The organism is Sporosarcina sp. FSL W8-0480, assembly GCF_037963765.1.
Lineage (GTDB): Bacteria > Bacillota > Bacilli > Bacillales_A > Planococcaceae > Sporosarcina.
This window is the reverse complement of sequence record NZ_CP150166.1, coordinates 2,930,788-2,948,491: the sequence shown is the minus strand read 5'-3', so window position 1 is coordinate 2,948,491 and position 17,704 is coordinate 2,930,788. Positions and strand designations below refer to the sequence as shown.

At 42.9% G+C, this 17,704-nt stretch carries 15 protein-coding genes; 7 read left to right on the top strand and 8 right to left on the bottom strand.

What is annotated here, in order from left to right:
- Nucleotides 1-51: 51 nt before the first annotated feature.
- Nucleotides 52-1,041, bottom strand: a complete 990-nt coding sequence (locus NSQ43_RS15140) for an ornithine cyclodeaminase family protein (protein WP_339251530.1) — start codon at nucleotides 1,039-1,041, stop codon at nucleotides 52-54.
- A gap of 48 nt (nucleotides 1,042-1,089) precedes the next feature.
- Nucleotides 1,090-2,367, bottom strand: coding sequence for an MFS transporter (locus NSQ43_RS15135; protein ID WP_339251529.1), 1,278 nt, complete (start codon nucleotides 2,365-2,367; stop codon nucleotides 1,090-1,092).
- A gap of 165 nt (nucleotides 2,368-2,532) precedes the next feature.
- Between NSQ43_RS15135 and NSQ43_RS15130 the strand changes: the two genes are divergently transcribed.
- Nucleotides 2,533-3,075, top strand: coding sequence for an XRE family transcriptional regulator (locus NSQ43_RS15130; protein WP_339251527.1), 543 nt, complete (start codon nucleotides 2,533-2,535; stop codon nucleotides 3,073-3,075).
- Between the two features lie 26 nt (nucleotides 3,076-3,101).
- On the opposite strand, the gene NSQ43_RS15125 is transcribed toward NSQ43_RS15130, so the two are convergent.
- Together NSQ43_RS15125 and NSQ43_RS15120 are read right to left on the bottom strand one after the other, a co-directional pair.
- Nucleotides 3,102-3,335: a hypothetical protein gene (locus NSQ43_RS15125; RefSeq protein WP_339251526.1), complete on the bottom strand. Its 234-nt coding sequence runs from the start codon at nucleotides 3,333-3,335 to the stop codon at nucleotides 3,102-3,104.
- A 185-nt stretch (nucleotides 3,336-3,520) separates the two neighbouring features.
- A complete protein-coding gene (locus NSQ43_RS15120) occupies nucleotides 3,521-4,498 on the bottom strand; it encodes a thermonuclease family protein (RefSeq protein WP_339251524.1) in 978 nt (325 codons plus the stop codon).
- 179 nt (nucleotides 4,499-4,677) lie between these two features.
- On the opposite strand from NSQ43_RS15120, the gene NSQ43_RS15115 reads away from it, so the two are divergent.
- Both NSQ43_RS15115 and NSQ43_RS15110 read left to right on the top strand, forming a co-directional pair.
- Nucleotides 4,678-8,523 carry an AAA domain-containing protein gene (locus NSQ43_RS15115; protein ID WP_339251522.1) on the top strand — a complete coding sequence of 1,282 codons (3,846 nt, stop codon included), beginning with the start codon at nucleotides 4,678-4,680 and terminating at the stop codon, nucleotides 8,521-8,523.
- Nucleotides 8,524-9,267 carry a hypothetical protein gene (locus tag NSQ43_RS15110; protein ID WP_339251520.1) on the top strand — a complete coding sequence of 248 codons (744 nt, stop codon included), beginning with the start codon at nucleotides 8,524-8,526 and terminating at the stop codon, nucleotides 9,265-9,267.
- 51 nt (nucleotides 9,268-9,318) lie between these two features.
- Here the strand turns inward: NSQ43_RS15110 and NSQ43_RS15105 are convergent, their stop codons facing one another.
- A complete protein-coding gene (locus NSQ43_RS15105) occupies nucleotides 9,319-9,741 on the bottom strand; it encodes a general stress protein (RefSeq protein ID WP_339251518.1) in 423 nt (140 codons plus the stop codon).
- A gap of 548 nt (nucleotides 9,742-10,289) precedes the next feature.
- Nucleotides 10,290-11,612, bottom strand: coding sequence for a hypothetical protein (locus NSQ43_RS15100; RefSeq protein ID WP_339251516.1), 1,323 nt, complete (start codon nucleotides 11,610-11,612; stop codon nucleotides 10,290-10,292).
- Between the two features lie 101 nt (nucleotides 11,613-11,713).
- On the opposite strand from NSQ43_RS15100, the gene NSQ43_RS15095 reads away from it, so the two are divergent.
- Nucleotides 11,714-12,277, top strand: coding sequence for a hypothetical protein (locus tag NSQ43_RS15095; RefSeq protein WP_339251514.1), 564 nt, complete (start codon nucleotides 11,714-11,716; stop codon nucleotides 12,275-12,277).
- A gap of 68 nt (nucleotides 12,278-12,345) precedes the next feature.
- Nucleotides 12,346-13,062, top strand: a complete 717-nt coding sequence (locus tag NSQ43_RS15090; RefSeq protein ID WP_339251512.1) for a hypothetical protein — start codon at nucleotides 12,346-12,348, stop codon at nucleotides 13,060-13,062.
- A gap of 855 nt (nucleotides 13,063-13,917) precedes the next feature.
- Here NSQ43_RS15090 and NSQ43_RS15085 read toward each other — a convergent pair.
- Entirely contained in the window at nucleotides 13,918-14,907 is a 990-nt protein-coding gene (locus tag NSQ43_RS15085) for a YsnF/AvaK domain-containing protein (protein ID WP_339251510.1), read from the bottom strand.
- A 203-nt stretch (nucleotides 14,908-15,110) separates the two neighbouring features.
- Between NSQ43_RS15085 and NSQ43_RS15080 the strand changes: the two genes are divergently transcribed.
- Nucleotides 15,111-16,028: a patatin-like phospholipase family protein gene (locus NSQ43_RS15080; protein ID WP_339251508.1), complete on the top strand. Its 918-nt coding sequence runs from the start codon at nucleotides 15,111-15,113 to the stop codon at nucleotides 16,026-16,028.
- Between the two features lie 65 nt (nucleotides 16,029-16,093).
- On the opposite strand, the gene NSQ43_RS15075 is transcribed toward NSQ43_RS15080, so the two are convergent.
- Complete coding sequence (locus NSQ43_RS15075) at nucleotides 16,094-16,771, bottom strand: NlpC/P60 family protein (RefSeq protein WP_339251506.1); 678 nt, start codon at nucleotides 16,769-16,771, stop codon at nucleotides 16,094-16,096.
- A 308-nt stretch (nucleotides 16,772-17,079) separates the two neighbouring features.
- On the opposite strand from NSQ43_RS15075, the gene NSQ43_RS15070 reads away from it, so the two are divergent.
- The gene (locus tag NSQ43_RS15070) at nucleotides 17,080-17,211 is read left to right on the top strand and encodes a hypothetical protein (protein WP_339251504.1); all 132 of its coding nucleotides are present in this window, start codon (nucleotides 17,080-17,082) and stop codon (nucleotides 17,209-17,211) included.
- Nucleotides 17,212-17,704: the final 493 nt, after the last annotated feature.

Below are 17,704 nucleotides of genomic sequence, written 5' to 3'. Positions count from 1 at the left end.
AAAACGGCAAACTAAAATATAGTCTGCCGTTCAGTGATTTATTAAACTTGATTAAACTTGTACCTCAACGCCTATGCCCAACTCAGCAGCCTTTCGATAGACTCCCTGTGCGACGGCAAGGTCGAAATACGAGGCACCAACAGATTTGAAGAAAGTAATTTCCTCTGTATTTTCTCTTCCATCGATTGTACCTACAACAAGATCCATCAATTCACCATGTAACTCATCATAGGACCAATCGGGTTGTTCATTGGCGTAGATTAGTTCACCAGCTTCTTCTTTGACACCCGTTTCGTCATCAATGACAATTTTACTGCATCGTTTGATGAACGTGTGATCCACTTCCCTCATATGAGGCAAGTAAGAGCCGACGCCATTGACATGTGTACCTGCTTTTACATCATTTCCGTCAAAAACGGGTGTATTGGAACGGGTGCTGCAGCAGATGATATCCGCTTGGCGAACAGCTGCAGAAACGTCTGACACAATTTCAATCTGAATGTTGTCATCGATACCGAACTCCACAAGTCTCTCTTTGAAACGTTCTGCTTTTGAGATGGTCGGATTGACTAAAAGCATTTTTTCAATTCGGCGAACTTCAAGGACGCCGATGACTTGTTCAAAAGCCATTCCACCTGTCCCGATAACGGTAAGCACCTTCGCATCCTTTCTTGCTAGGCGGTCTGTCGCAAGGCCGCTTATTGCACCAGTCCGTAGTCTTGTTAAATAGGAAGCATTCATCAGCGCAAGATGTTCGCCGTTCTGTGCATCGGTTACAAGGATGACACCTTGCGTCGTCGGTTTGCCGACGGCTGGGTTTTCAGGAAAGATTGACACTGTTTTTATCGTAGTGAGTTCATTTGTTAGGTCGGAACTTGGCATATAGAGTACCGATGCGTTATGCGCCGGGAATTCGATGATCGTTCTATGTGGGTTTAAGATCTTCTCTTCTGCCTTTGAACGTAATATATGCTCGACGTCTTGAAGGGCTTCTTTCATGCCATAAGTAGTTTGAATTTCTTTTTCATTGATGATCAGCACTAAAATCTCCCCCTTGGAATTATATTGCACACTGTTCGGAGTTATAGCTTATAGATCTAACGCTTCGTTTTTCCGGTCTTTTACTGCCCAGATGGCAATAAGTGAAACGACCGCCGTGAAAATGATGTATAGAGCAACCGGCACATAGGAATTGTTGAATTTGGCAAGTAATGCAGTCGCAACAAGTGGTGCAGTACCTCCGGCAACAGCTGCCCCAATTTGATAGCCAAGAGAAATTCCCGTATAACGTACTTCAGCAGAGAAGATTTCCGAGAACATCGTTCCAAGAACTGCTGTAATTGGTGCCCAAATAATTCCCAATCCAATAATGGTAGCAATTACAAGAAGGGCAACTGAGCCTTGCTTAATCATCCAGAAGTATGGGAATGCGAACAGAATCATAGCGACAGATCCCCATACGTAAAGTGGTTTACGGCCGACTTTGTCAGAGAGTTTACCCATGATCGGTATCAAAATCGTTGTAACGATTGTAGCAACCATGACTGAATTCAACGTCGCTGTTCTTGAGAAATCAAGTTGAGTAGTTGCGTATGAAACGATAAATGTACTGAAAATGTAGAACGGAGCTGTTTCAACAACTTTGGCTCCAATTGCAATAAGGACTTCACGCCAATGTGTTTTTAGTGTTGTAATAAGTGGAACTTTAGGAATTTCTCCACGCTCTTGGACTTCCTTGAATGAAGGTGTCTCATCAATTCCTTTACGAATCCATAATCCGAAAACAACAAGCAATGCACTCAGAATGAATGGTACACGCCAGCCCCATGTCATAAATGAACCTTCAGGCAGCAAAGTCATGATAGACAATGCCAGTGTTCCAAGCATCATACCGATTGTAATCCCCATTTGTGGCACGGATCCAAAGAAACCACGTTTTTCAGGCGGCGCATATTCAACCGCAAGTAGTAGCGCGCCTCCCCATTCTCCACCAATACCTAAGCCTTGAATAAGTCTCAATGTTATCAATAGAATTGGTGCCCAAATCCCGATTGCTTGATACGTAGGCAAAAGCCCCATACCAAATGTTGCAATCCCCATTATGCTTAATGTCAAAACAAGTGTCTTTTTCCTTCCGATCCGGTCGCCGATATGACTAAAGATAATTCCACCGAACGGTCGGATAAAGAACGCAAGGGCGAATGACGCATATGCCAATAATAAGCTGATTGTCGGGTCTTCATTGACAAAAAACATTTGGTTGAACACTAATGCGGCTACCGTTCCATATAGGAAGTAGTCGAACCATTCTATGGAACTACCTACGAGACTTGCAATCAATACCCTGTTTAACTTTTTTTTCTCCACAACCCATTCCTCCTTTGATATAATTGAAGCAGTACTTCAAAGTCAAACAAAAAAAATAAATGAAAGCGCTTAACTTTTTAAATTGAAGTGCCACTTCAATAACATTAAGCCTATCATAGTTTCATAATAATATTCTGTCAATAGAATTATTTAGGAGAATCGAAAATGGCAATTGAACAATTGGGGAAAAAGATTAAAGAAATCAGATTAAAAAGAGGGATGACACTCAAGGTACTTGCGGAAAAAACGGGCTTTTCCATTAGTTTTCTTTCCCAGTTGGAAAGAGGAAAAAGTTCCGCAACATTGGAATCCTTGAAGAAGATTTCAGTCGTATTTGGAGTGAATCCAAGTTACTTTTTCGAGGAGGAAGAGGCAGATTCAGATCGTCCTTTGATAATGGAACAGCGGATGGATGCTCACCATATTTACTACAAAGACCTTGGAACGGCGCTTTCAAAGCGGGATTTTGCACCGTTATACGTTGTCTTGAAGCCGGGGCAAATTGAGGGGAATCTTATAACGCATCCCGGACAGGAATTTCTCTATGTCATTGAGGGAACTCTCACAGTACGTCTTGAAGATCAAGTATACGAATTAGGTCCTTCCGAATCGATCATGATGGACTCCACTCGTCCGCATTACTGGTACAACTATACGGACAAAGAGGTCAGACTGCTTTGTGTTTCCTCAGAAGTGAGGGGGGGATAAAAGACAAGAAGCCTTGATGTTTTCTTTCAAAGCTTCTTGTTGTTTTTATTTTTTTCTGCCCGATGGTATTCGGAAACTTGTACAACTTGGACTTTCCCTGTATGCAGCTCATGATAAATTCCACGGCTGTCTGTGAATGAAATATATTGATCCCGTTCGTTTTGTACAAATAGTTGGGCACTTTCCATTGAGTCGGTATGTATGAAACGTCTAATATAATGTTCTTCATCAAAGAAATACGTTATTTTAAATTCCTGCATTGGATAGTTCTCCTTCACTTACAATTTTCTACATTATTTCTTGGGAAATGAGAAATCGGTGTTTTTATACCTTTCCCTCTTCAAATGGAATTCATGCCGGACTTAAAATGATGGATTTAGACAAAATGCGACAAATGGGAATGAAAGAACCGGGAGAAATGAATCTCTCCCGGTTTAGCTGAATTTTATTTTTCACATGCAAAGCCATCTTTATCACGGTCCATTTTTGGCTGGTAAGCGGGATGGCTTTGCGGGACGCCATTAGGATACTTCTTCCGTAACTCTGTACAGTTTTGGAAAAACTCCTTATTCCCGGAAGAAGTGCTAGTCGTTGTGTCGGGCTTACTTGTAGATGCTGCAGGTTTAGAAGTGGATCCACTAGTTGCCGTTGGGACTTTTGTTGCTGTATTAGCCGCGTCACTATTAAATCCGGAATCTGTGGCATAGTCTTCAACCGACCAGATGCCCAGTCTTTTTTTCTTTGCTACTGCTTGTGCTTCTTCGTAAGGTGTCAAATGACGCGTGTTGGGCGGATATACATAAGCAACCCGAGCCAATCCTTCCGAAAGCAATGTCTCCTGAACACTTTTCCCATCGACATAGACGTAAGCAAGCAATCTGTCGTATTTATCATACCGTTCACCGACATCGAATTCGATTGATAATGCACCGCTGTTCACCAATTGCCGATTACGCTCTTTCGCTTCCTCGCCAAACGGTTGCTTGCCTAACCGCGGATGGCTCGTTTCAGGCGTGTCGATCAATAAATATCGGACATTTACTTCTTGGCCGTTATAAAGAATTTTAATCGTATCTCCATCGATTGTTTTAACTAACTGAACTGGAATATGCGCAGTTGTACCAGCCGTTTCAGTCTTCTTTACGGGAGCCGTTTTAACAACGGACTCCTTTTTTTCGCTTGGAGCGACAGTTGGAGTATTGTTTTTTGTGACCTCTGATTCAGTCTCTTTTGTTTTATCTTTTGAACCATCTACTTTTGAAATATCATCTTTTGACGTTTCTTCTGTAGATTTATTATCTTGGGGTGTTTCCTGACTAACAGTTTCAATAGCTGATTTTTCATTTGTATCTATATCCGATGCATTAACGCATCCTGAAAGAATAAGCAACAATCCAACAATTACCGATAACCATACTTTCAAAGCTTCAAGCCTCCACTTATTTATTATACCTATTTTAAAACATTAATTAGTATATCGGAAAAGTAAATAGAATGCGAGAGAACCCGCGATTTTTTAATTAATCCGAACAGGATTTTGTTGTATGATAGAACGTATGGTTTTATTTCGGAAAAGAGTTGAACGGAAAGGAGGGTGTCGTGGTGAGAAATAATGATGTAATGAATGAAGTGATGAAATGTCGACTTGATATGACACATCGGGCGCGGAAGGAAATCGGGAATTGGGCAATTGACGAGAATGAGCTCTTTGCGATGCAGGATCATTTCGCTATCTACATTGAAAAACTCCCCGCCAAACAAGACAATATGACATTCTCCTTCTATTTCGATCCGGGCGCAAATTCCCAACTTGCTAACCACCTGAAAGATCGGGTGGCGGTGATGGAGTGCGTCTACAAAAATGAAGGGTTTCTTGCAACAAGTTTCCGGGTGAAAGGGCGAAAAGAGCCTGTTCGGACGAATCGCCGACTTGGAGTTCGCCTGAAATTCTTGGTTAACCAGCGTTCAGGCAGTTCGATGCCGATAGAGTTGTATACAAGTCTACGAGAATTGCCTATTGCACAGGAACGGTCGGAGTATGTCGAAAAACGGATTAAGAGTTGGGAAGGATACTTGCGTATTGAGGAGAAGAATGCAGACATTGACGATATTACCGCTCATTTTACGCAGGCGCATGTTAATGAGTCCTTTAACCAGCTGACGATCACATGTAGTGGACTTGAAGCGAAAGACTGGGGTTCCATCACGGGTTTCAGTGCGAAGCTGAAAGGTTCAAGTGATGACCTTGGACAAGTGATTGATGTGAATCGTGGAAAACGGACCGTTAAAATCGAGTTAAACCGGAAGTATCAAGCGGTCGCACGGCGAGGTTCGTTATTGCCAAAAGATGCACGGGAAGTCGTCTTCAGCAATTTTGCGGAGCTAAGTCAGATCAGGCGTCTGCGGAAAGGGTTCAAGGATCTGCAGGATGGATTTGCGGCAAATCCGAACTTGGAGAAAATCTTGTTTGAAGAACGCCCAGTTGTCCAAATTACGAACAAGCGGCTTGAGCTTGAGTTCCATCATCCGTTGAATGAATTCCAAAAAGAGGCGGTCATTGGTGCAATGTCAGCGAATGACTTATATGTCATTCAAGGGCCTCCCGGAACAGGGAAGACGACGGTGATCTCGGAACTTTGCCATCAGTTGATGAAGGCGGGGCAGCGGACGCTTGTCGCTTCCCAGTCGAATTTAGCTGTCGATAACGCTCTTGGAAGGTTGCTGTCCGATCCTAAGATCAGGATATTGCGGTATGGACGAACGGAAAGCATCGAGGAGGAAGGGAAGCGGTTTATCGAGGAAAACGTCGCGATTCATTGGCGTGATGAAACATTGGCCGCGGTGAATGAACAGCGGGAAAAACGCGAAGACCGAAAGCGGCAAATCGAATTTGAAATGGAAGGTATTCAAGTAGAAATCGAGCGTCTTCAAGCGGAGATGGAAGTTGCAGAACGTCAGATAGTCGAAAAACATGCAGCTGAATTGGAAGCGGGGGAGTTGTCTAAGCGGCTTGAAACGTTGTGTCAAAGGGAGAGCGAACTATCCAAAAAACGGATAAAGGTTGTAGCGCAACAAGCAGATTTATCCCAAGTGTTAGATAAACTTTCCGATGAATTAAGAGATAGTGAAAGGGCCATTGCTGACGCTGAAATCAGTCCTGAGTTAGAAGGGGAAATGACAGATGCAGAGCGTAGCCTAATGGCACAGAGGAAAATGCTTCGCTATTTCCAAACTGTCGAAGCGATTGATTACGCAGAAATAGCTGTTCGCAGATTGAAAGAGGAGTCCGGCATCAATGCAGGGAAACGGCTGCCGTTGACTCGTTTTTTGGAACAACTGTCTGAAGTGAGGAAGCTCGAGGAGTTAAAGGAATTGTATGCAATTCATCAAGTAGAGCCATCTCTTCCAGTAAAACTTGAAATCAATGCACTCGAACGATTGCGAGTGGAAATTATTAATGGAACGTATCCATATGCTCTACTTGAATGGAATGAAGTTGCGGAACGTTTGTCGAACGGGATTGAATACGCGGAGAAGATTCTTAAAAAGTTTTATTATCCCATTGAGGAAATCCACAGCAAACAGAATGACAAATACAAGACTCCTGAAGAGATGCATGAAATGCTTGATAAAATAAGCCGTTTCTTTGTATTACCGGCGACTATAAGAACTTTGGCAATGCCTGCGAGTCCGGAAAAAGCAGCTTTATTACATCGGCTTGCTGAGAATTTAGCTTATTTGTATGGAAAGTCGGAGGAAGTCAAAAGGCATGCGGTAAGTATAAAGGCGACTTCCGATCGTGAAGCTGTCACAAGATTTTCTACGTTGAAATCAGATATCATGGACGAAATGAAGTCCAAGCTTGCTGAGTTGACGACTGAAGAGGAGAAAGCGGACCGGAAAATCAGGAATCATATGGAACAGCTTCGCGGCTTAAAGGAAGAAATTTCGGCACTTGCCGATCTTGTGGACGAGCATATCCATCGGGATGATGTTGAAAAAAGGATTGTAGAACTTGAAAAGGGTCTTGCTGAATTTGAGAAGCGGAAGGATTTATTTCAAAAGGCTGAACTTGCTTTAAAGGAAAGAATCGAAATCAGGGAGTCTACGACCAATCAATTGTCGATTATAAGGGAAACCTTGGAGGCATTGAGTAAGGATGAATCTGAGGTGGAAAATGAGATTCAAACGTACAAGGAGCGGATTCATGCTCTCCAAGAAATCATTAAATCTGAACCTGAAAAGCGTAAACAGGAAATCGGTGTAGAAATTGAAGCAAAACAAGCAGTAACTATCGATTTACAAAAAGAGCTTGCGCAATTGCCCGTTGTGGGAGTTTTGCAGGATGAATGGAGTGAACTGCTTTCAAGTGCGAGTGAATATGACTTGGATGAAATCCGAAAACTGTATGTGAAGCATGCGAATGTCATCGGAACGACTTGTGTCGCTTCAGCTCGACGTGATTTCATGGAAGACTATCCGAATTTCGACGTCGTCATCATCGATGAGGTATCGAAGGCGACGCCTCCCGAGCTCCTGTTGCCGATGCTGAAAGGGAAGAAGATTGTCCTTGTCGGCGATCATCATCAGTTGCCGCCACTTGTCGGTCGGGAGACGATGGATGAATTCATTGAGGAAATTAAAGATATCGAAGAGAAAAATCAATTGCGTGGCATGCTGAAGGAATCGCTTTTTGAGCGTTTATTCAGAAGCTTGCCGAAGCAAAATAAGACGATGTTAGGTATTCAATATCGGATGCATGAGAAGATCATGGAGACGATTACCCCGTTTTATGTGGATGGGAATTATCGGCTGCAATGCGGGTTAGAGGACTCTGACAATGCCCGTGATCATCTGCTTTCGTCAAGGTTCATAAAGCGTGATGACCATCTGTTGTGGTTTGACATGCCAAACGAACCTTCCTATTTTGAAGCGCAAATGAAGGGCGGAACGAGCCTTTATAATGAAGCGGAGTTGCAAAAGGTTAGGGACCTGCTTCTTGAAATTGAGGAAGCGACTGAACTTGCTAAGCGTGAAGGGCGTATAAGTTCGGATGCGAAGAAAAGCGTTGGTGTGATCAGTTTCTATGGTGAACAGGTGAAGCGGATTGACCGGCTCATTGAACAGGAAATCATGCCAAAGCATTTACATTGTAGGACCGGTTCCGTTGATAAATTCCAAGGGATGGAAATGGATATTATCATTTTGAGCTTCGTTCGGAACCATCATCAGCCAAGTGGGACAATTGGGTTTGCTGAGGATTACCGACGGTTGAATGTTGCATTATCACGCGCGAGGGAATTGTTGATCATCGTTGGCAGTTCGGATATGTTCATGACCCGGCCGAAAAAGGCAGAAACGAAAACGATGTATACAAGATTGGTGGAAAAGGTGAAGTTAGGCGGGGGATTCAGGGAGTTCGATTTGGCATTGGAAAGGAATGGGTAAATGGACAGTTTGGAAAGACGTCTTCGGGATGAAATACTAAAAGACCCGAACGTAAAACTGCTTGCCACAGAAAAATGGACATTGCCGATTCAAGTGGTCGATGTTGAATTCGAAACGGTGAAGCGGACGAAGATGGATGTCCTAATGAAGATGTTGTTAATCGCATTTCGGACTTCAGAGTTTTCATCTGTCGAAGATGTGGGCGACATATTGGTCGTGGAGCCATTATTCGTTCAAGACGTTATCGATCGAATGAGCCGTGCCGGATTGATTGTGAAAAATGGCGGTGTCTTTTCTTTGACGGCAGCCGGAAGGCAACAGTTGGATGCCGGGATTTTTGTCGAATCTCCTGAAATAGAGGACGCGACAGTCTATTATAGTCCCTCGCATAACCTGTTTTTGACGGGTGCGCCGGAAGAGGAGGAAGGAAAGGCATACAGATATGCCGAGGAATTCCGTCATGTGAATAAAATTAGTGAAGGCGAATGGCGGGAGGCACTTGATCAGTTAAATGTAACTTCAGCAGAAGGGGACGCGCAAAAGGTTGTACAGGCCATTTTGTCTGTTAACGAACTACAAAGGATTTCGGTGCCTTGTCTCGAATTTCATTTACACCAAACTGCCAAGGATAGATTTTTTGCAAGAATTTGGAATACGATGACTGATCGTTGGGATGAAACGCTTGAAATGCAGGTGATGGAGAAGGAACTTGCGGAATGGCGTGAAAGGTATGTAAAGGGATAGGAGAATGGAAAACACCCATGGAGAACTGAAACCATTGGGTGTTTTACTCATTCAATTTTCGAGTCCCGCTTCTGATTCATCTAAAGGGATCAGTCCGTAGCCTTCATAATTAGGTTCTATCGGCGGGCGATCCGCATTCCGTACCTTTTCGAATTTTCCATTCATGTAAAGTAACAGCGCGCCTTCCTGAACGGCATTGAAATATGTTTTTGCCTCGTCATCAGTGAATCCGGAATCATGCAACATGCTTCGGACATTTTTTTCCCCTGCAAGAAATCCCATGAAACGATTGAACAGATTAAAGGGGGAATCTGCGTCTACGAGAGTTGCGTGACGCCTGAGTTCATCCACCGCTATTTCGTCTTTCATGACGATATACAAATCCTGTTCTTCAACGCCTTCGTCCGTCAGTTCTTGAATTTTGTAAATAAGGCGCTCCTGATTCGGAAAACTGCCAATGAATGTTTTTCTCATAGTTCAACCTCCTTGTCCATCGTTGTTTTCGGAAATACCCTTATTGACGGAAAAGGAAACAAAATGATTCGTTTTTATTTAATAATTGGGGCAGACTAAAAAGAGTTACGTTGTGATGCGAGCGGTTTACGTTGTGATACGAGTGAGTTACGTTGTGATACGTCTTTACGTTGTGATGCGAGTGAGTTACGTTGTGATACGAGCGAGTTACGTTGTGATACGGCGTTTACGTTGTGATGCGAGCGTGTTACGTTGTGATACGAACGAGTTACGTTGTGATGCGAGCGAGTTACGTTGTGATGCGAGCGAGTTACGTTGTGATGCGGCGTTTACGTTGTGATACGAACGGTTTACGTTGTGATACGAGTGAGTTACATTGTGATACGAGCGAGTTACGTTGTGATGCGAGCGAGTTACGTTGTGATGCGGCGTTTACGTTGTGATGCGAGCGTGTTACGTTGTGATGCGAGCGAGTTACGTTGTGATACGCCACAACTACGTTGTGATACGGCGTATCTACATTGTGATACGCCGTATCACGTCCTTACTCAACCCGTTTTTCTTATCCTCCAAATCACGCCTGTTTTAGGAATTGCCATTTCGTCTGAAAACAGTCCGAAATCTGCCACGTAGAGAACATCTTCCGCGCCGAAAACCGCATCGATCGGTCGTTCGAAACCGCCGCCATTAGATAGGGAGGCTGGAACGCCACTTTGGTTAATGGCGAATGGAAAAATTTCGCCTGTTCGCATATCGATTCGAGAAACGCGATGTCCGACAAGGGGAAGCAATCTTCCACCAGTTGTTATTGGATCGTCTGCCCCGAACTCGGCGATATACACATCTCCGATCGGGCCGAATGCTAACTTTTCATTGAAACTGAACCCCATTGTGGCGGAGTGTGGTGGGAATACGGTTACTGGCATCGGTGGTTGCATCGGGTGCTCCGCCAATAGGAATTCGGGCTGCTCTCCGTTCTCCGGCTTGAATTGCGGCATTGTCAGAGGAAGCCCGCCCGTATAATCAGGGAATCCATACCACATTCCTGGACGGATCCATTGGAATTCATCCGGGGAATTGGCGACGGGGCGACTTCCGCGGACATCCATTCCGTGGTTCGCGGCGAATAGCCGATCATAACTATCGAACTGGATTCTAAATGGATTCCGCAACCCCCATGCGACAAGCTCTAAATCTGTGCCATCTGAATTTGCCCGCAGAATGCTGCCGCTTGCTCGAACGATGCCGTTCACCTTTTCCCCGGGATAGCTTGGAACCCCGAAAGGCGAGTATGCACCCGTATCGACTTCTTGATTGCCCTCCAAAAATGTCGTAGTCGAAAAGTTTTGCCCTTTTAATGTTACATCGTTACCTGCGTAATCATGAAAAAACGGATGCTCTTTCACCCAGCCATTGTCCAATCCGACAACCCCGCTATTGGTCGCAGTCCCTTGGCCGAAATACATTTTTCCATCCCGGCCAAACACCACACGGTTATTATGATGATCTCCATTGCTTGGCAGACAATCGATTATGTCCTTTTTCGACCCGTCAGGCAGGATCATCGTCACATAACGTCTGTGGGCAACGTAAATATTGCCCTGATACACTGTAATTCCCGTTAAAGGCGGGTTGAATCCATCAGCAATGACCGTAAAGCCATTCTCCGTCTGTTTTAATACCTTTCCATTCCCATCTGCAATTCCAGAATCAGCGACAAGCATCTCGCCATTTTCCGTGAAAGTGATGTTGATGGGTGTCGTTAAGTCCGCCGCAAACACATCTATTTCAAAACCTGTGGGTACTAAAATATCTTCCGGATTCAGCTTACGGGACAATGAATTAGTAGTCATTTCCTTGTTAATCAACACGCAATGCCTCCCTTTCTACCTCTATCAATCTATTCAAGAATCGGGTAACAGGTACCTGCTGTTGGGGAATATAGTAGAGGAAGAAGGCAGAAGGAGGAATGGTGTTTCGTATTCGTAAATCCTTGCCCTTTTTCCCAAGGGCTGTTCATAGATCAATAACGTTGAAATGGTCGCCAAGTGAAAAAATGATGTTCGTTGCGTTACTGTCGGCCCTTGCGGCAGTGTTTCAATCGGCCGGTGGTTTTTTACCTGGAGTAGGATTTTTCATAAGTCCCTTTGCAACTGCCCCGATATTCATGGCTACTCTCATTTCTTTTCGATGGGGAAGCATCTCCTATTTATTGACCATTTTGTTGTTGGTTTTGATTCAACCGAGCGAATTAATGATATTCCCGTTTACAACGGGTGTATTAGGTATTGCAGTTGGTTGGGCAATACGTACTCAAGCGAGCCGCTTGAATGCGGTTTTCATTGGCGGCATCATGTTGTTCATTGGCATTTGCATTCCGCTTTACATTTTAGGATTCCCGGTGTTTGGCCCCGGTGTTACTTCATTTAGCTGGTTAACGGTCATGGTGATTTTCGGATTTTCATTAATTTACAGCTTTGTATGGATTGAATTCGGCTTGTTTTTAATCCGCAGGTTAAGGAAGTTTTTAACCTGAGATTAGGCGAACACGCGACAGGAAAATCGACATACAATAGGGGGAAGACTTTATAGAGGAGTTTGAAATTGGGAGAATCAAAAGTTCACTTGAATGGCTGGTTTGATGATTATTTGACAAATCAAAACCGATTCGTTTGGACTCCGTATATGGCATTCATGAAAGAACAGCGGGAAACGAATGAGCATCTCGTCATTGTCGTCAACCGGTTGGAACAGGTATGTGGCAGACTTCTTGATATTGTCAGTCGCCAACAGAATAGCCATCGAAATCGTTACTTTCATTTGCGCGATCGGATATGGGAAGTGCAGGAGAAGTTGCATTCTGATTCGGTAAAGCAAGATACGATTCGTGAAGAGTTGGGCAAGCAAGGGGAGGCGGTGTTCCGTATACGAAAAAGCCTGCAAAATCATCGGATGTCCATGAGGGACTTCACTCTGAATCAGTATGATGATATGCATGAGATTCTGGACATGCTCAATCGGATTGAATCGGATAACGCCAAGGTTATTGGGAAGTTGGAGACACAGGAAATCCATCAGTTGCAAGAAGTGGACTCAGTAGAGAAATCTGTGGAGAAAATATTGCATGCGAAGAAAAGTATCGGCAGATTGCTTTCAAAATTGCCGCCTCAGTATCCAGTTAAGGAAATCGTTGTAGACGGCAAAGTTATGCCGGTCGTAAATTTGTTGAATGTGGACGAAAAGAAAGAAGTCGCATTTTTTACAGCTGAAACGGGTGTCGTGTCAGTTGCGATTGCAGAATTAGATGCCATTCAGTGGTAAAGGCCCAAGGAAAAAGCAGGCTTGTAGCTTGGCTTGCTTTTTTCGTTTCAAAAAGCGCATAAAATAGCAGAATCACGCATAAATTCTTTCAAAAGCTCATAAAAATTTTTTATGCGTTTTTGGACAGATTTATGAGCAATTAGAGGAACTTTATGCGTCTTTCGTTCGTTTTATGCGTTTTTCATCGCAATTAATAAATTATTTTCTGGACAACCGTGGCGCTAACCTAAACACCGATTGATCTCTGTAATATTGTATAGAGAACCCTTTATCGAAGGGGTTTTTAAGGAATCGGGTGAACTAACTTATAGGTACTACGACTAGGACAAACAATGAACACATTTGCGGGTTGTAATTGACATTGCCACCACCACTCAGGTGACATAAAATAGCAGCTGATAAGTTCCATCAATCATAATTTAATATGAAAAAATACACGACACTAATCGGAGCAACACCCATTGTTGACTACAACAGCACCTCCCAAATTACTTTTTAGGCGTTTTAGGGACTTGCCATGGACAGGCAACCCATATAAAAATCCCTAAAAAACTGTCGTCGCAGACAGCAATAAAATCTCTCTATTTGAATTATGAAATCCGAAAAACCCGGGCTGAGATAGCATCCAGTCAGCTCAATCCCTTCATTCTTATAATTGAACGTGTCAACTTGTCAAAGTTATATCGTAAAAATATCTGAAATTCATCTACCACTAGCAATGTACAATTTCGCAATCTATTACGCTATCAAAGCAAATTCACCCTTTTCCTTAATATGTCATCTCTGTCTCACCCCAACGGACAGAGTGTGAAAAGACCCGCAAAGCAGTGTCCAGCCTTGCGGGTCTTTCAATTATTATTCAAAATCTCTTTTACTTCGCAATGTAGGTTCGTCAATAAACTCTTCTTGTATATCAAATTCTAAATCTTTTTCAAAATGTGCTTCCTCGCGTTTGAGTGTTTCGTTGACAGTTTCAGTATCTTCGACTTTCCGTTTTCCGATTACAATTTCCTCAGTAACATATGGTTTTTTAGTCACTTCAAGTCTTTCTTCCGAAATTGGAACACGGATCGTTTGATCGTCCTGCATCATTTTGAAGTCACTTTCATTCGTATCGTATTCATTGACAGGGCGGCGTTCGACAAAAACTTCTTCGCGCTCTACAGGCACATCAAAGGATTGTTCCTCCTCCACGACATCTTTATGAAGGGAAACCTCGCCTCTTTCAACTTCTTCCTTATCTACGGTAAGTCGTTCTTCGCGTAGACGCATCTTCTCTTTTTGTATCTCGTTCTCGGTGTCCCAATTGCTGTTCACCGCTTCACCGCCTACACGTCCAAAATTCGTATCCGTTCCTTCGTATAAAAACGAATCCTGGAAAGCTCCAGATGAATAGTTATTCGAATACAATTCATTCGATTCGAAATCTGAAACCCGATTTGCCCCTAAATTAGGATCTGCTCCTGCATCCGATACACCGAAACTGTTACGGGCATGATGTGTATTGAAAAGATTCACTTCGCCTTGGTCAACGTAAAGCAACTTCCCGCCGGCCTTAATTTCAGTATAATAATTATCCATTTCTCCTTCGGAAACACCGACCTCTTGGAGCATGCTTCGGACATGATCCTCACCAGTAAGGAAATCGATGAAACGATTGAACCAAGAATCTGGCGTTGTTTTTACATCACCGTATTTCATCCCTTGAAACATCCTTACATCATTATTGTCCACAGCTATCACGTAAATGTTCTCGCCTTCGAAACCTTGGGATTTCAATTGATCTATCTTCTCCAATAATTCCGAGTCATCATGGTACATACCTACAAATTTCTTATCCATCATGTAGATTGCCTCCTTTTGTCCGTGATGATTAATCAAATACCCGTATTGGAAAATATGAAAACATTTTTTGCTAATAGTAATAGGGCATATTAGCTCTAAATAGTATGGATTTCCTTATCAGTTGTTGCCCCGATTCATCGAATAGGAACTTATACATTACGCTTCTGAATATTATAGTGTAACAACGCCGTGGGAGGGATGCTGTGTTTATAGATGGGGTGTTTGCTGGTGGCGGATTGAAGGGTTTCGCTTTGGTCGGTGCGTACCAAGTGTTGGAAGAGCAAGGTTATCGTTTTAAGCGGGTGGCGGGAACGAGTGCCGGTGCGATCATTGCAAGTTTCATCGCGGCAGGGTATACGGGCAAGGAAATTGAGGTGATGATGCAGGAGGAAAATTTAGAGTCTCTGTTGGATCCGCGTAAGACGATCATTCCATTCCCGTTCATGAAATGGATAGGATTGTATCGGCGCATGGGACTATATCAAGGAAAAGCTTTAGAGGATTGGTTTTTCGATAAGCTTTCGGAGAAAGGGCTTTATACGTTTTCAGATTTGCCTCCTGGATCACTAAAATTGGTTGCATCGGATTTAACGCATGGCAAGATGATCGTTTTGCCGGATGATCTCGTGCATTATGGGATAGAACCAGGGATGTTTCCAATTGCAAGAGCACTTCGAATGAGTTGCAATATCCCATTTTTTTTCGAGCCAGTACGTTTCAGGGCACCGTCAGGCGAAACAATCGTTGTGGATGGCGGAGTTCTCAGCAATTTCCCGATGTGGATTTTTGACAACGCGGAAGGGAAGAGGGAACGGCCGCTGATCGGTATGAAATTGAGCTCTAACAGTAAAGAAATGGGTGGCAAGGAAATTACAAATGCACTCAACTTATTTGAAGCACTGTTCTCCACAATGAAAAACGCACATGACGAACGATACATCTCACGTAAACACGAGAAAGATATTATTTTCATCCCTGTTGAACAATACAGTGCCACACAGTTCAATATGGAGGACGAACAAAAAGACGCTCTCATGGAAATAGGAAGATCACGGACGAATCAATTTCTGCAAACCTGGCCACATGCCAATCGTAGCAAGAGGAACTTTCGAATCGTATAATAAAAACGCCTGGTACAAATTGCGTACCGGCGTTTTTCATTTACATCTTTTTTTCGGGTGTGTTCTTACAATCTTTTGAAACTATGGAATTTTGACTTCCAGTAACTATTGCTCAAACTTACGATTTGTGATTGTTTACCGCCAGCATGAACGAATTTGTTGTTACCGACATAAATACCGACATGTGAAATGCCTTTGCGGTATGTATTTTGGAAGAATACCAAGTCGCCAGGTTTTGGTTCACTCACTTTTTTAGATTGTGCAAATTGACCCAACGTATCACGGGCAACCGATTTGCCGGATTGTTTGTAGACGTATTGGACAAACCCGCTGCAATCGAATCCTTTCGTGGATGTGCCCCCGAATCGGTAAGGAATGCCTGTCAATGCCTTTGCTTTTTGAACAACTTTTTCATTGCTTGCTGTTTTTGCAGCTACACTGTTTTTTGTTAATAACGTGCTAAGTGCCCAGCCTGTTTTGCCATTCACTTTAACGTTATACCAAACTTCTTTTCCAACATTCTTTTGTCCAACGACGGAAACTTTCGTACCTTTTTTCGCTAATAAAACAATTTTACTCTTAGTTCCTGCTTCGGAACGAATATTTACATTATATGCTGTTGTATACGTGCCATTATTTACTGATACGGATTGGGATGCTGGCGAACTTGCTTCTGCATCTCCAGTTGTAATTCCAAATGCCAATGAACCTGCTACGATTAACGATAAAGCAACTTTCTTCATGCTTTCCCCTATCTACCACTGATCTATATGGCTTTTTATTTTTATATATGACGTCGAGGCTACAGACGCCTTTCGCTTTTGTTTTGATCACATTGTTTATTGTAAAGACTAAACATTACAGGACGGGGGCAATTAAATTACAAATATATTACAGGAGAGTTACATAGAGGAAATAAGGGTAAATCAACAAGTTCGACTCATTGCAATTATCCACAATTTCAGAAAAGTATTATATTTAATCAATGTGTATCCTTTCTTTTTTCAGTACATACTATATAAGGAGCAACAAGGATTGGAGGGATTACACAATGATTCAAGTCATCTATATGTTAGGTACTGCGGATGAGCATAGAAGAAATGCAGAGACGATTCGCAAATCAAACGGGAAGATTAAGATAGAGGCAATGAAGGAAGAAGAAAAGCGGCTGAATGGGCGTTAAGGTCCATTCGGCCGTTTTTTTGTTCGAAGAAATTGGATAAGGGTTGCTCCCGTATTTGGAAGCAACCCTTTGAATTATAGTAACTTTTTTTATGTTAGTGTTCATCTTATAAATTCGTGATTCGAATCTTAGTGAAAATGATCAATGCCGCGGTCATTTTCCACTGGATGTCTTCTATCCTTAAGCAACGCAAGCCCTACCGACTCTTGCGTCCTTGCGACCCTTTAGCCGCGCCAGTGTGAATAAGTGTCCTCAAAAACAGTACGTAGAATGCCAAGTCAAAAGTTACTACGTTTGTTAACTGATTTACTATAGCATAGAACTTTGTCAGAAGCAAGGGGTATGGAAGTCCCGACAGAAAGTTATTAAATTTTTCATTCTGAAAACATTTTTTGGTAGAACTGTAAATACAATAAAAAGCTTACAAGATAGTAAGTTAGCGAAATACAATTGTCATTATTTCTACCTGTTCATATCCTGTTTTTTATTATAT